Raw genomic sequence first — 14,316 nt, 5'->3', positions numbered from 1 at the left:
CCGCTTTCCTGGGTGTCTTGCGGTCATCGGTCCGCCGGCGCGCGGCCGGCGGGTTCGGCGGGGCGGAGCGGAACGAGCAGGTAGAACAGGCCGATCAGGCCGAACAGCATGCCGCTGATGCGGACGACGTCGGCTTCGTCGCCGATCGTCGCGATGATGCCGCCCGCCACGGGGCCGATCATGATGCCGATCCCTTCCAGCGTCGAGAACATGCCCCACCCGAGCCCTTCCTGCGACTTCGGCAGAAAGGACGCGAGCAGCGCGTTCCAGGCGGGCAGCACGGCGGAATAGGCGACGCCGAGCGCGCCCGCGATCACCAGGCATTGCCAGAACGGCGGCGCCGTCGCGAGCAGGATCAGCAGCGCGGAGAACGTGCCGAATCCGGCGGCGAGGAAGGCCTGCTTGCGGCCGAGGCGGTCGGACAGCCGTCCCATCGGCACGAGGCCCAGCACGGTCAGCCCGCCGGCCGCGATGAGGATCAGGGAATAGGTGCCACTGTCCACCGACAGTTCCTTCTCCGCGAATGCCGGCAGCACCGGCAGCAGCATGCCGGCTCCCGCCGTTTGCAGCACCATGCCGGGCAGAAGCGCCCGCATGGCGGTCAGCTTTCCGCCCAGCAGCGCCAGCGGGCGGCCGGCCGGAATCGCCGCGGCCTCGCGCCCGCGCCGGTTGGAGATGAGCAGCGACAGCGCCCAGGACAGGGCCGTCGCCGCGACGATCAGACGGCCGGCCGCGGCGGGCGAGCGGCCGAGCAGCAGGTTGCTCGCGATCAGCCCCGCCCCGAAGCCGATGAACCAGATCGTGTACAGGAATCCCATCCGGGTCGCGCGCCGGTGTTCGCTGACCCTCGTCAGGCAGACGATCCAGATCGGCGAGACGCCGATCCCGAACAGGGCGGCGGAGGCGATGAACAGCCACGGAACCTCCGCGTATTGCATCAACGCGACGCCGGTCAGCGAGGCCAGGAGTCCGGCGCTCACGATCGCGCGCGCCGAAAACCGGTCCAGCAGCCAGCCGATGGCCGTTTTGAGCGCCGTATCCGTCATGAAATGGGCCGTGATGGCCGCGCCGACCACGTCGAGCGACAGGCCGAGCATTTTCTCTCCATAGATCGGAATGAAGCTGGCCGCGACGGCTCCCCGCACGAACATGACCAGAAGCAGGATGAAGCCGAGCAGCGCCGTCTCATCCCGATTCGACCGGATGAACAGAGCTTTCACCTCGCCCTTCTCCGGTCCGGCCGGCGAAACGCTTCGTTCGGCCGTCGTTACGGAAGTTTGCGTCTTTTCGTACCATTATAGTCGAGATCGGGGCGAAAATCATCCGCCGCGGGCCGGGCCGGGCGGTTCGTCATATCAGCAGGCTGAACAGATGCGGATCCTTGTTCAGCTCGATGAACTGGACGCCCTTCTCGCGCATCCGGCGGATGAGCGGCTCGTAGTCTTCCGGCTGCTTCAGCTCGATGCCGACGAGCGCGGGGCCGCTCTCCTTGTTGTTCTTTTTCGTGTATTCGAAGCGGGTGATGTCGTCCGTCGGGCCGAGCACGTCGTCGAGGAATTCCCGGAGCGCGCCCGCCCGCTGCGGAAAGTTGATGACGAAATAATGCTTCAGCCCTTCGTAGATCAGCGACCGCTCCTTGATTTCCTGCATCCGGTCGACGTCGTTGTTGCCGCCGCTGATGACGCAGACGACCGATTTGCCGGCGATGCGATCCCGGCAGGCATGCAGCGCCGCCACCGTCAGGGCGCCCGCCGGCTCGACGACGATCGCGCTCTCGTTGTACAGCTCGAGAATCGTCGTGCATGCCTTGCCTTCGGGAATGACGACGACGTCGTCCAGCAGTTCGCGGCAGATCGAGAACGCCAGCTCGCCGACCCGCTTCACGGCGGCGCCGTCGACGAAGGTGTCGATCCGCTCGAGCGTGCGGATTTCGCCGGCGTCGAGCGAGACCCGCATGGCGGGCGCGCCTTCCGGCTCGACCCCGATCACCTTCGTCTCCGGCGACACGCTCTTGATGTAGGAAGCGACGCCGGCTGCCAGCCCGCCTCCGCCGATCGTCACGAACACGATGTCCGGCGGCGTCTCCGCGTCTTCGAGCAGCTCGAGGCCGATTGTGCCGTTGCCGGCGATGATGCGCGGATCGTCGAACGGATGGATGAACGTCATGCCTTCCTTCCTGCTCGCGTTCAGCGCTTCCGCATAGGCGTCGTCAAACGTGTCGCCGACGAGTACGATCTCGACGGCGTCGCCGCCGAAAAATGCGACCTGCTTCACCTTCTGTCGCGGCGTCGTGCCCGGCATGAAGATGCGGCCCTTCACGCCGAGCGTGCGACAGGAGAACGCGACACCTTGCGCGTGGTTGCCGGCGCTTGCGGCAACGACGCCGCGCCGCAGCGACTCCTCGTCGAGCATCCGCATCATGTGGTAGGCTCCCCGAATCTTGAACGACCGCACCACCTGCAAATCTTCCCGCTTCAGGCTGACGCGGGCGCCGAATCGCTCGGACAGCACGCGGCTGTACTGGAGCGGCGTACGCACGACAACCTCCTTGAGCAGTTGGTGAGCCTTGACGATGTCGGCCAGCCCCGTTCCGTTTCCGGTCTGCGTCAGTTTGTCCATGACGATTGCCTCCGCTCTCGCAAGTACCTGCAATAATATTACAGTTATACGCGCGCCCGGTGCGAATGTCAACCGGCCGTCCGTTCGCGGACGGCGGAATGCGGTACATGCGGTACGGGGGGATGCGGCGGACCGGAGCGCGCCGGAATCGTTGGAACGTGAAAGCGGCTTCGGCGTATATATAGCGTAGGATATCGGAGGAACGTTCGGGTTCGCCGACAAACAATTGTCATTTGAAGCGCTTTCTTGCGTCCGGTATACTGGAATGAGTCCGGATGTTCCGAAACGAAGTCACCGAAAGGCGGGAGTTGCCATGTCCGACATGTGGCTTACGTACACCGGACTGGCGTTCGGCGTCGCGGTCGCCGTCGCCGGCGTGATTGCCTATCTGCGCTTGACCCGCGCGGTGAAACGTTCCGACGCCGGCCGGGACGGCGGAAATCCTTCCGGCCCGAATCCGCCGGATCGGCGGACAAATGGTTGAATTTTCGCAAAATTCTTTGCATCCCGGCGTCCGCCTGTTATAATGGGTGCAAGGGCGGCATACCCCCTCCCGGCGAACATGCAAGCCGCATCTCCCGCAGACGGGGGAAGCGGATGTCCGCCGACAACGGGTGATGATATGCCGGCATCGTTCCGCGCGTGCAAGCGTATGGTGTAAACGGAACAGCCATTCAAGGAATTCGGGAGGGATGCGGCTTGGCGAAACGCGGCCACGACGAAGTCAGGGAAAGTCTCAGGGAGATGGCGCGCATCTATCAGCCGAAGGACGCCCGGAAGTTCGTCCGGGAATACATCCGGAAGTATCGGATCACCGGCGGTTATGAAGATGAGCTCACGTTGCTCGTGGAGCGCGAGCTGGGCAGGATCAACCCGGTCAACTGAATCGCTGCGAAAGCGGGGGACGCCGTCGACGCGTCCCCTTTTGGACTGAGGCCGAAAGGCTGCATTTTTTTCTACCATAATATATATTAATTTCAATTGCCTGTCCCGGTGTCGTCCGCGCGAAGCGGCCGGCGCCGGGACGTTTTTTATTTTCCGGAGCGGGCCTTGAGCTGCGCGAGCGGGGGCGGCAGCACATCGCCGCCGGCGAACTGGTGCTTCACCAGCGTGTTGAACGCGTCGATCCACGGTGTGAGCGGACGGCCGCCCCAGGCTTCCTTCGCGTATTCGATCAGCTCGTTCACGAATTCCCGGTTGGCGGATATGTGCACCTCTTCGACCGCGGGCGCGAGGGCGCGGACGCGGGATGCGATCGTCTGCTTCAGTTCTTCGCTGAGATTGCCGATGTCGTTTACGGTGAAATAGGAATTGTACGGCGTTGCGGCCTGACGGCCGTCCCAGTACGGGCTGCCCGTGTCGTAATTGTACACGCCGTCGCCGGAGCCGCCCATGTTCTGGTCGGTGCGCCGGTCGCCGCCGTCCTTCACGGTTCCGACGGCGGTCCAGTCCAGCATGATGCCGACGTACGCATTCCGGTCCGTCAGCATGACGACGGCGCCCGCGACGCCGTTGATCCGCGAGACCTCCCGGGACAGCGCGCTGCTGTATTCCACCCATCGGTTGTCATGCTGCCGCGGATCTCCGGTCGTCGAGCCGTACAGGCGCGGTCCGGACATCTTCGGGTCGTCCGCCTTGCGGGAACCGTAGTCGTACGTGCTGTCTTCAAATTTGTTCTTGTACGCCGTGCACCCGGCCGTCAGGACGGCGAGCATGGCGGCCAGAATGGCGAGCGCGAGTGTGCGGGACACCGTCAAGCACCTCCGAATCCGGTTCTCGTCCACGCCAGTAGGTTTCACGCCCGCGCCGCCGGACTATGCGCGGAACCGGCATACATAATTCGCCATGAAACCAGCGATAATGGAACTGTTGACGGGTCTTGCGCGCCCGGATCGGAAGCGGGGCGGTCCGGGAAGGCCGGACGGTCCCGGAGACTCCATGCGGCGGAGTTTTGACGGCTTTGGGAACAATTTGTGAACTCGCCCGGATTCGTTGACAATCGATGGATCAAGCTCTTATATTTATTAAAGTGGTTGACTGTGCGAAATATCACAGAATCGGTGTGCAAAATGTCACAGAATAACTGTGCGAAATGTCACAGCACGATGGGAGAACACGCAGTTTGCCGCCTGCCGCGCCACGAATGGCAACTGTGAATACGGAAGAAGCGGGGTTGATGGGTGTGTTGAAGAACCGGTGGCTTCAATGGCTGCGACTGACGTCTCTGCTCGCGGGAGCCGCAATGCTTCTCTCGGCTTGCGGGCGCGCGGATCTGTCGCCGCTGAATCCGCAGGGCGAAGTGGCCAAAGAGCAGCTCAACATCATGAAGATCTCGATCTCGATCATGACCCTGGTCGTCGTCGTGGTGTTCACGCTCGCGATCTACGTGGTCATCCGCTACCGCCGCCGTCCGGGGAACGACGGCATCCCCGTGCAGGTCGAAGGCAATCACAAGCTGGAAATCATTTGGACGGTCATTCCGCTGATTCTGCTTGTCATTCTTGGCGTTCCGACCGTGCAGACGGTGTTTGGGCAGGCGAAGGATTACAGCAAGGATGAGGACGCAATCCTCGTCAACGTGACCGCGCATCAATACTGGTGGAAGTTCGAATATCCGCAGGAAGGCATCGTGACCGCGCAGGAGCTCGTCGTGCCGAAAAACAGCACGATCGTCATCGAGGCGAAGACGGCCGACGTGCTGCACTCGTTCTGGGTACCGGCGCTGGCGGGCAAGATCGACACGAACCCGGCCGGCAACATCAACCGGATGTATATCAAGACGCCGGACAAGACGGGCATCTTCCTCGGCAAGTGCGCCGAGCTGTGCGGGCCTGCGCATGCGCTGATGGACTTCAAGGTGAAGGTCGTGGACGAGGAGTCGTACGCGAACTGGATCAGCGCCATGAAGGCGCCGGCGAAGCTGCCGGAGGATCCGGCGATCGCGGAAGTGTTCGAGAAGAAGTGCCTCTCCTGCCATGCGGTGGGCGACAAGGGCGTTCCGGTTTATCCGGACCTGACGGGCATCGGCGACCGCGAGACGGTCGCGGGCATTCTCGTCAACACGGACAATCCGAAATACAAGCACGAAGGCACCGTCTACGACAATCTGTACAGATGGATCAAGAATCCGCAAGAAGTCAAGCCCGGCAACCTGATGCCGACGGTGGAACTGACGGAAGAGGAGCTTCAGGGCATCGCCCGCTACCTGGCGGATTACAAGCTCCATTACGAATCCGAGGAACTCAGGAACAACGATGCGACGTCCGACAAGGAAGAGAGATAATCAACCAGTGGGGTTTCAAAGGAGGTTCTACCCTTGGCTCACGGTTCGCACGCGGTGAAGCGATATAAGGGCATCCTGGACTGGCTCACGACCGTCGACCACAAGAAGATCGGCATCCTGTATCTTCTTGCGGGCGGTTTCTTCTTCCTGATCGGCGGCCTGGAAGCGATCCTGATCCGGATCCAGCTCTGGAAGCCGATGAATGACTTCGTCAGTCCGGACACGTTCAACGAACTGATCACGATGCACGGCACGACGATGATTTTCCTGGGCGTCATGCCGGTCATCTTCGGGCTCATGAACTGCATCGTGCCGCTGCAGATCGGGGCGCGGGACGTGGCGTTCCCGTTCGTGAACGCACTCGGCTTCTGGACGTTCTTCTTCGGCGGCCTGCTGCTGAACATCAGCTGGCTGACCGGCCACGTGCCCGACGCCGGCTGGACGTCCTACGTGCCGCTCGCGAGCACGACGTTCAGCAACGGGCCCGGCGTTGACTACTACGTGCTCGGTCTGCAGATCTCCGGTATCGGCTCGCTGCTCGGGGGCATCAACTTCCTCGTGACGATCATCAACATGCGTGCACCGGGCATGAGCTTCATGCGGATGCCGATGTTCACCTGGGCGACGTTCGTCACGTCGCTCCTGATCCTGCTCGCGTTCCCGGCGCTGACGGTCGGTCTCGTCGCGCTGATGTTCGACCGGCTCTTCGGGGGCAATTTCTTCGATCCGAGCGCGGGCGGCAACATCATGCTCTGGGAGCATATCTTCTGGATTTTCGGACACCCTGAGGTCTACATCCTGATCCTGCCGGCGTTCGGCATCATCTCGGAAGTCGTCACGACGTTCTCGCGCAAGCGCCTGTTCGGGTACAGCTCGATGGTGTTTGCGACGGTGCTGATCGGCTTCCTCGGCTTCATGGTCTGGGCGCACCACATGTTCACGTCCGGCCTCGGTCCGGTCGCGAACGCGCTGTTCTCGATCGCGACGATGCTGATCGCCGTGCCGACGGGCATCAAGGTGTTCAACTGGCTGTTCACGATGTGGGGCGGCTCGATCAAATTCACGTCCCCGATGTTGTTCGCGATCGGATTCATTCCGACGTTCGTCATGGGCGGCGTGACCGGCGTCATGCTGGCGGCTGCGCCGGCCGACTACCAGTACCATGACTCGTACTTCGTCGTCGGACACTTCCACTACACGATCGTGGGCGGTCTGGTGTCCGGCCTGTTCGCGGGCGTGCACTACTGGTGGCCGAAGATTTTCGGGCGCAAGCTGAACGAGACGCTCGGCAAGCTGACGTTCTGGTTCTTCATCATCGGGTTCCATTTGACGTTCTTCGTGCAGCACTTCCTCGGACTTACGGGGATGCAGCGCCGGATCTACACGTACCTGGACGGCATGGGCTTCAACGAGATGAACCTGATCAGCACGATCGGCGCGATCACGATGGGCGTCGGCGTCATCTTCTTCCTGATCAACGTCATCGTGACGTCGGCGAAGCCGCGGACCGCGACGAACGATCCGTGGGAAGACGGCCGCACGCTCGAATGGGCGATCTCCTCGCCGGCGCCGGAGTACAACTTCGCGCAATTGCCGCTCATCCGCGGTTATGACTGCTACTGGAAGGAGAAGATGGAGGGCAATCGGGAGATGCAGCCGGCCGAGCCGCTCGGACCGATCCACATGCCGTCTCCGTCGATCCTGCCGTTCATCATGTCGGTCGGCCTGTTCATCGCCGGCTTCGGCTTCATCTATCATCAACACATCGTAGCCGCCGCCGGACTGGCCGTGACGCTGATTTGCATGATGCTGCGCTCGGTCATTGAAGACCACGGTTACCATATCGAACCGGAAGAAATCCAGGCCAAGGGGGTTAAAGCATGAGCGGACATTCGCACGCAGAAGGCGTCCTGCCTCACGAGCCGGAGAAGGCGACGCTCGAAGGCCGCAACAAGGTGCTCGGCTTTTGGCTCTTCCTTGGCGGCGAGACGGTTCTGTTCGGTACGCTGTTCTCGGTCTTCATCGCCCTGCGCGATCAGGTGAACGGAGGTCCGACCGCGAACGAGCTGTTCTCGCTCCCCGTGGTCGCGGCCGCGACGCTGATCCTGCTCACCTCGAGCCTGACGAGCGTCTTCGCGATCCAGGCGATGCACCGGAACCAGACGAAGGCGACGGTGAACTGGCTGGTCGTCACGGTTCTGCTCGGCCTCGCCTTCCTCGGGCTCGAGATCTACGAGTTCGTCGAATATGCGCACCACGGCCATACGTTCGCGGCGAGCGCCTTCAGCACGTCGTTCTACTCGCTGGTCGGCTTCCACGGCGGCCACGTGGCGTTCGGCATCCTCTGGATCTCGCTCCTGATCTGGCAGGTGCTGAGACGCGGCATTACGCTCCACACCGCGCCGAAGGTGTACGTCGCCGGACTCTACTGGCACTTCATCGACGTCGTGTGGGTGTTCATCTTTTCCGTCGTCTATCTGATGGGCAAGGTGGGATAATCGATGACAGCCGAACATGCCGCTGCCGCGGAGCAGCCGAAGAAGCGCGTCAAACACGAAGGCCCGAAAAAGCACATCATCGCCTACATCTTTTCGCTGGTCCTGACGATTCTCGCGTTCGCGGTCGTCGTCACGGGTGAAGTTCGGGCGAGCTTCGTCTACGCCATGCTGGTTCTGATGGCTTGCGTCCAGGTGTTCATCCAGATGGCGTTCTGGATGCACATGAAGGATCGCGGGCACACGTTCCCGATCATCGGGATTCTGAGCGGAGTTGTCATCGTATTCACGATGATCATCATGGCCGTCTATTGGACATGGTGGTAATGAGGTAGGGGAAGAGGCGCGTCTTGACGGAATCGCCTCTTCTTTTCATTTATCAGCGAAGCGGAGGTGCGGATTGCCGATGATGCCGGATCTGTCCTATTTCTCCTTCGAGGAGCTGTGGAGCCCGTTCTTCTTCTTCGGGGTTGCGCTGGCCGCCATCGGCTATCTGTACTGGACCGGCCCGTGGCGGGAGAACCATCTGCCCGGCGAGCCGCCCGTCGGCGCTTCGCGTCGGACCCTTGCGCTGAGCGGATTCGCGCTGTTCTATCTGGCGCAGGGCGGACCGTTGGAGCTGCTTGGTCATCTGAACTTCATGTTCCACATGATCAACATGTCGCTGTCCTATCTCATCGTTCCGCCGCTCGTCCTGCTCGGCACGCCGGCGTTCATCTGGCGGTCGCTGTTCGGCGCGGCGTTCTGGCGGAAATTCCGGTGGCTCACAAGCCCGATTCTCTCGCTGCTTCTGTTCAACGGCCTGTTCTCATTCTATCACGTTCCGGCCGTGCACGACTACATCATGACGAACTACGTGATCCACGCCCTCTATTACGCGATTCTGCTCATCGCGGCGTTCCTCATGTGGTGGCATGTGGTGGGCCCGGTACCCGAATGGAACCGGCTGAGCGAACTGCGCAAGATGGGCTACATCTTCGCGAACGGACTGCTGCTGACGCCGGCCTGCGCGCTGATCATCTTCGCCGGCGAACCGCTGTACCGGGTCTACACCGATCCGGCCATCTGGGCCGACGCGCTCGGATACTGCATCGGCGGTAACGCCGCGGCGGTGCTCGAGCTGGCCGGCGGGCCGTCTGCGTTCACCGTGCTCGGCCCGTTTGAAGATCAGCAGACCGGCGGGATCATCATGAAGCTCGTGCAGGAAGTGATGTACGGATCCATTCTCGCCTATGTGTTCTATCAGTGGTTCCGGAAGGAACGGGATGCGGAGGAGAATCCCCCCGCAGCTCGTGCCGCGGGAAACCCGGGGAACCACGCGTAACCCCGATCCCATTCGAATTTCCATGAAGCCTGGCAACCGGGACGCCGGTTGGCCGGGCTTTGTTTTTGTCGGGTTGGATGTTTCGGGCGGAAAGGTGTTGACTCAGGTGTGATTATCGTGTATAGTGTGTATAATGATATACACAGTATACAGAGTCGATCGGGAGGGAGGCCGGCTCAACAACATGTGGCAAGGTACTTGGATGATTGCGAAGCAGGAGTTCAGGATGTCATGGCGGGGCTTATTGGTCACGTTGATCTTTCTTGCATACAGCTTCAGCTTGACCACTCTGTTTCTGGACGCTTTCTTGACCGGGGAAATGCCCGAACGCGTATGGTGGGGGCTGGATATCGGGTACATGGCTTTCATGCCGATCTTCGGCTTTCTGCTGGATCCGGCTTCGTTCCGCTACAGGCGGGAGGATACGTATTCGCGCAAACTGGCGGAATGGCACACGATGCCGATCGGCGTCGGACAGATCATCGCGGGCCGGCTGACGGTGTTCCTGCTCGTGCTGGTCTTCAATTGCCTCCTGTATTTCGGCCTTCAATACGCGGTGCTCGAGGAACTGCGCGACCGAATCGGGTTGGCGGGATTTTTCATCAACCTGCTGTGCTGGTTCGGATACGGCGTCGTCACCGGCGTGATGACGATCTACCTCGAGCTCGGATTTTCCGGCCGCGACTACTTCAATTATTTCTGTATTTTCTTCGTCTTCGGTATTCTGTTGACAGCGTTGCTCCTGAATGTATTCGGCGCGAACGCGGTATCCTTCTTCCTCGAATCGGCGGCGGAGGGAAGCTGGGGGACGGCCGCGGCGATGCTGGCCGCAGCGGCGGCGGCGGTCGCCGGATTCGTCGCGCTGCTCCATCGCCGGATCAATCGGCGCAGCTTCTGGTCATGAGGGGCGGTGGGCCGCGATGTGGAGGTCGATCCGGTTGAACGCGTACAGCGCCGAACCGCTGTACCACCAGATCGAGGTCCAGCTTCGGGCGCTCATTGTCAGCGGCCGGCTGGACGAGGGCGCCATGCTTCCATCCATCCGGGAAATGGCGCAGCACCTGAATTGCAGCGTCATCACGATTCGCCGCGTCTACCAGGACCTCGAGGCGGAAGGGCTGATCGTCACCCGCCAAGGCACCGGCACGTTCGTCGCGAAGGTCGATCCCGAGAAGCGAAGCCGGCACCGGCTGGAATCGGTCGCCGCGGCGATGCGCGAGGCGATCGAGGCGGGACGCAGGGTGCAATGCAGCGATGACGAGCTGCGGGCATTGTTCGAGCAGGCGCTGCGCGAAGGGAAGGAGAATCGGCCGTTGCCGGGGGAAGGCGGCCCTGCGGAAAACGAAAAGGGGGATGCGGAATGAGTGTATCCGGTCAGCCGGCCGTCCGCTTGAGCGGCGTGCGTTACGGGCAATCGCATTTTCAGCTCGGTCCGCTGGATTTGGAAGTGCCGGCGGGATTCGTGACGGCGATCGTCGGGCCGAACAGTTCCGGCAAAAGCACGACGTTCCGTCTCATGCTCGACCTCATGAAGCCGGACGAGGGGAGCATCGAGGTGCTCGGCACGCGGATCGGCAGCGGCAAGCGGACCGAACTGCTGAGGCGCATCGGCTATCTGCCGGAAGAGCCGTACCGTCACGACAGCGCGCTCCGGGGAGCGGACAAGGCGGAATTTTACCGGTACTGGTACCCGGATTGGGATGATCCTTATTACCAGGATCTGATCCGTCTGTTCGAGGTGAACCCGTCGCTCAGGCTCGGCAGCATGTCGAAGGGCATGCGGCGCAAATTCGATCTTGCGCTCACGCTCGCCCATCGCCCGGAACTGCTGCTGCTCGACGAGCCGTCCTCCGGGCTCGATCCGATCGCCTGGCGCACGATGATCGACATCCTGCACCGGTACATGGAGTCCGGCGAGCGCACGATCCTGATCGCCACGCATGTCGTGGAGGAAGTGAAGCGCCTGGCCGACTATATCGTGTTCATGGTGAACGGCAGGGTGCTCGGCATGTTTGAGAAGGACGAGACGCTCACCAGCTGGCATCAATATTACTTCATGGGGTCCGGCGAGCAATGGCTCGGCGCGCTGTCGGGCATGCCGGGACTGGCCGCGCTCGGGGAGACCGGCGGCATCGTCCGCGCGGTGACGAGCTCGGCGCGGGAAGCCGAAGCCTGGCTTGCCGCCCGCGGGCTGGAGCCGGCCGGGCGCAATGCGATGGAACTTGACGAAATCCTCGCCGTGCTGGTCGAACGGGAGAAGACCGTCGGATTACAGGGAACGAAAGGGGTCAGGACATGAGCACGCTTCAGGTTGATCGCATTGTGAAGCAATTCGGCGACAAAACGGCCGTGAACGGCGTGAGCTTTACGGCCGAAGCGGGCGAGATCTACGGTCTGCTCGGCGCGAACGGCGCCGGCAAGACGACGACGATGCGGATGGTCCTCGGCATCATCATGCCGGACAGCGGCAGCATCCTGTATCACGGCAAGCCGTACAGCCGCGAACAGCTGCGCGACCTCGGCTATCTGCCGGAGGAACGGGGGCTTTACCCGAAGATCAAGGTTTGCGATCAGATCCTCTACCTGGCGAAGCTCCGCGGCGTGCCGGCGAAGGAAGCGGACCGGAGGCTCCGCATGTGGCTCGAGAAATTCAACGTGCCGGAATATTACGACAAGAAGGTCGAGGAGCTGTCCAAAGGCAATCAGCAGAAAATCCAGTTCATCGCCGCGGTCATCCACGATCCGTCGATCCTCGTGCTGGACGAAGCGTTCAGCGGCCTCGACCCCGTCAACGTCGAACTGCTGAAGGCGGCGGTGAAGGAACTGCGCGACGCCGGCAAGACGATCCTGTTCTCGACGCACCGGATGGAGCACGTCGAGGAGCTGTGCCGCAACATCCTGATTCTTCACCGTTCGAATGTCGTCTTGCAGGGAAGCATTCGCGACATCAAGAAGCGGTTTCCGCGCGAGCGGGTCATCGTGCGGCTGGAGGACGACCGCGCGATCGAGGGATTGGAGACGATCCCCGGCATCCGGAATGTCGCCAGGCTCGACGGGGGCTACGAGATCCGGATCGACCGGGACGACGCGGCGCAGGCGATTCTCGATCACGCGCGGAAACAGGGGGATGTCGTGCGGTTCGAGCTGATGGAGCCGACGCTCCACGAAATCTTTATCCGTTCGGTAGGTGAGGAACTTGCGTAATTTCTGGACGGTCATGCTCTTCAGCATGCGCAACCGGATGCGGACGAAGGCGTTCATCGTGACGACGATCGTCATCGCGCTCCTGACGTCGGTCATGATTAATGTGGCCTACCTGATCTCCATGAATCCGTTCAGCGAACCGGATCGCATCGGCTTCGTGGAAAGCGACGCGCCTGCCGTGACGGATCGGCTCAAGGACTATTACGGCAGCCAGGAAAAACCGCTCATCGAGCTGATCGGCTATCCGGACGCCGGATCGGCCGAGGCGAACGAAGCGGCGATGAAGGAACGGATCCGGAACGGGGAAATCGAAGGGTATCTCGATTTCGAAGGGGACGGCCTGTTCCCGGAGATTACCTACAAGTCGGAGGACCCGCTGGATACGGGCCGGACGGCTTCCCTGGAAAGCGCGCTGCATGCGATCAAGGCCGACATCATTCTGTCCGGCGCGAATCTGACGGACGAGCAGCGGGAGGCGCTGGCGCAGCGGGTCCGGATCCGGGCGGTCCAGATCTCCACGACGGAGGGCGCGGGATCGGTCGGCGAAGAAGGAAAATCGGAGGCGGAACAGGCGCTGGCGCTCATGCTGGTCTATATCGTCATCTTCATGCTGTATATGGGCATCCTGATTACGGGCCAGCTCATCGCGACGGAGATCACCGCGGAGAAGAGCTCGCGCGTCATGGAGATACTCGTGACGAGCGTGGCGCCGCTGACACAGATGTTCGGCAAAATTTTCGGCATGTGCGTGGTCGGGCTGTCACAGATCGCCGTCTTCGGCCTTGCGGCCGCCGTCAATCTGGCGCTGCCGCACAACCGGGAAATGCTCCGGCATCTCGGTCTCGACGCTTCCAGCCTGGATCCGATGCTCATCGTCTACGCCGTCGTGTTCTACCTGACGGGCTACTTCCTCTATGCGATGCTGTATGCGGCGGCCGGTTCGATCGTCAGCCGGACGGAGGATCTCGGGCAGGCGGTGACGCCGCTGACGACGATCATGATGATTGCGCTGTTTGTGGGCGTGTTCGGCATGTTCAATCCGAACTCGGGAGCCAGCGTCGCCCTGTCGTATGTGCCCTTCTTCACGCCCTACCTGATGTTCGCGCGGATCGGCATGGCCGATCCGGCCTGGTGGGAAGTGCTGCTGTCGCTGGGCATCCTCGTCGCGACGATCATCCTGCTCGGCTGGCTGTCGGCGAAGATTTACCGCACCGGCGTGCTGATGTACGGCAAGCGGCCGAGCTTCAGGGAGCTCCGGAAAGCGATGAAGGCGTACAAGGTCTGAAAAGCGGAAACGGCCGGAACCCGGACGGGGACCGGCCGTTTCAACTTTGTTATGGATGTCTCGTTTTTGTTATCCGCCCGGGACGGAGCGGCGTTTATAATGGAAG

At 61.9% G+C, this 14,316-nt stretch carries 15 protein-coding genes; 12 read left to right on the top strand and 3 right to left on the bottom strand.

Annotated elements, in window-relative coordinates:
* Positions 1 to 23 precede the first annotated feature (23 nt).
* Entirely contained in the window at positions 24 to 1,220 is a 1,197-nt protein-coding gene (locus A9Z00_RS12475; RefSeq protein ID WP_296977894.1) for an MFS transporter, read from the bottom strand.
* A gap of 130 nt (positions 1,221 to 1,350) precedes the next feature.
* A complete protein-coding gene (gene ilvA / locus A9Z00_RS12470) occupies positions 1,351 to 2,619 on the bottom strand; it encodes a threonine ammonia-lyase IlvA (protein WP_296977891.1) in 1,269 nt (422 codons plus the stop codon).
* Between the two features lie 313 nt (positions 2,620 to 2,932).
* On the opposite strand from ilvA, the gene A9Z00_RS12465 reads away from it, so the two are divergent.
* Positions 2,933 to 3,103 (top strand): hypothetical protein, encoded by a 171-nt coding sequence (locus A9Z00_RS12465; RefSeq protein WP_296977888.1) that lies wholly within the window; start codon positions 2,933 to 2,935, stop codon positions 3,101 to 3,103.
* A 215-nt stretch (positions 3,104 to 3,318) separates the two neighbouring features.
* Complete coding sequence (locus tag A9Z00_RS12460) at positions 3,319 to 3,504, top strand: hypothetical protein (RefSeq protein WP_296977885.1); 186 nt, start codon at positions 3,319 to 3,321, stop codon at positions 3,502 to 3,504.
* A 146-nt stretch (positions 3,505 to 3,650) separates the two neighbouring features.
* Here the strand turns inward: A9Z00_RS12460 and A9Z00_RS12455 are convergent, their stop codons facing one another.
* Positions 3,651 to 4,370 carry a hypothetical protein gene (locus A9Z00_RS12455; RefSeq protein ID WP_296977883.1) on the bottom strand — a complete coding sequence of 240 codons (720 nt, stop codon included), beginning with the start codon at positions 4,368 to 4,370 and terminating at the stop codon, positions 3,651 to 3,653.
* 434 nt (positions 4,371 to 4,804) lie between these two features.
* On the opposite strand from A9Z00_RS12455, the gene coxB reads away from it, so the two are divergent.
* From coxB to A9Z00_RS12405, 10 genes are all read left to right on the top strand, one after another.
* A complete protein-coding gene (gene coxB, locus A9Z00_RS12450) occupies positions 4,805 to 5,902 on the top strand; it encodes a cytochrome c oxidase subunit II (RefSeq protein WP_483316306.1) in 1,098 nt (365 codons plus the stop codon).
* 33 nt (positions 5,903 to 5,935) lie between these two features.
* The gene (gene ctaD / locus A9Z00_RS12445) at positions 5,936 to 7,786 is read left to right on the top strand and encodes a cytochrome c oxidase subunit I (protein ID WP_296977879.1); all 1,851 of its coding nucleotides are present in this window, start codon (positions 5,936 to 5,938) and stop codon (positions 7,784 to 7,786) included.
* Positions 7,783 to 8,400 (top strand): cytochrome (ubi)quinol oxidase subunit III, encoded by a 618-nt coding sequence (locus A9Z00_RS12440; protein WP_296977876.1) that lies wholly within the window; start codon positions 7,783 to 7,785, stop codon positions 8,398 to 8,400. Before ctaD ends, A9Z00_RS12440 begins: the two co-directional genes overlap by 4 nt.
* Positions 8,401 to 8,403: 3 nt before the next feature.
* The gene (locus tag A9Z00_RS12435) at positions 8,404 to 8,724 is read left to right on the top strand and encodes a cytochrome C oxidase subunit IV family protein (protein WP_296977872.1); all 321 of its coding nucleotides are present in this window, start codon (positions 8,404 to 8,406) and stop codon (positions 8,722 to 8,724) included.
* 79 nt (positions 8,725 to 8,803) lie between these two features.
* The gene (gene ctaG / locus A9Z00_RS12430) at positions 8,804 to 9,721 is read left to right on the top strand and encodes a cytochrome c oxidase assembly factor CtaG (protein ID WP_367189535.1); all 918 of its coding nucleotides are present in this window, start codon (positions 8,804 to 8,806) and stop codon (positions 9,719 to 9,721) included.
* Positions 9,722 to 10,079: 358 nt separating this feature from the next.
* Positions 10,080 to 10,625, top strand: coding sequence for a hypothetical protein (locus A9Z00_RS12425; protein WP_296977870.1), 546 nt, complete (start codon positions 10,080 to 10,082; stop codon positions 10,623 to 10,625).
* A gap of 16 nt (positions 10,626 to 10,641) precedes the next feature.
* Positions 10,642 to 11,085, top strand: coding sequence for a GntR family transcriptional regulator (locus A9Z00_RS12420; protein ID WP_296977867.1), 444 nt, complete (start codon positions 10,642 to 10,644; stop codon positions 11,083 to 11,085).
* A complete protein-coding gene (locus tag A9Z00_RS12415; protein WP_296977864.1) occupies positions 11,082 to 12,020 on the top strand; it encodes an ABC transporter ATP-binding protein in 939 nt (312 codons plus the stop codon). Before A9Z00_RS12420 ends, A9Z00_RS12415 begins: the two co-directional genes overlap by 4 nt.
* Positions 12,017 to 12,925, top strand: coding sequence for an ABC transporter ATP-binding protein (locus A9Z00_RS12410; RefSeq protein ID WP_296977861.1), 909 nt, complete (start codon positions 12,017 to 12,019; stop codon positions 12,923 to 12,925). Before A9Z00_RS12415 ends, A9Z00_RS12410 begins: the two co-directional genes overlap by 4 nt.
* Positions 12,918 to 14,210 carry an ABC transporter permease gene (locus A9Z00_RS12405; protein ID WP_296977858.1) on the top strand — a complete coding sequence of 431 codons (1,293 nt, stop codon included), beginning with the start codon at positions 12,918 to 12,920 and terminating at the stop codon, positions 14,208 to 14,210. The genes A9Z00_RS12410 and A9Z00_RS12405 overlap by 8 nt, the downstream gene beginning before the upstream one ends.
* The last annotated feature ends 106 nt before the right edge of the window (positions 14,211 to 14,316 follow it).

The organism is Thermobacillus sp. ZCTH02-B1 (assembly GCF_002159085.1).
Lineage (GTDB): Bacteria > Bacillota > Bacilli > Paenibacillales > Paenibacillaceae > Thermobacillus.
Note: the sequence above shows the minus strand (reverse complement) of the source record. Positions and strands in the feature narration are given on the sequence as shown.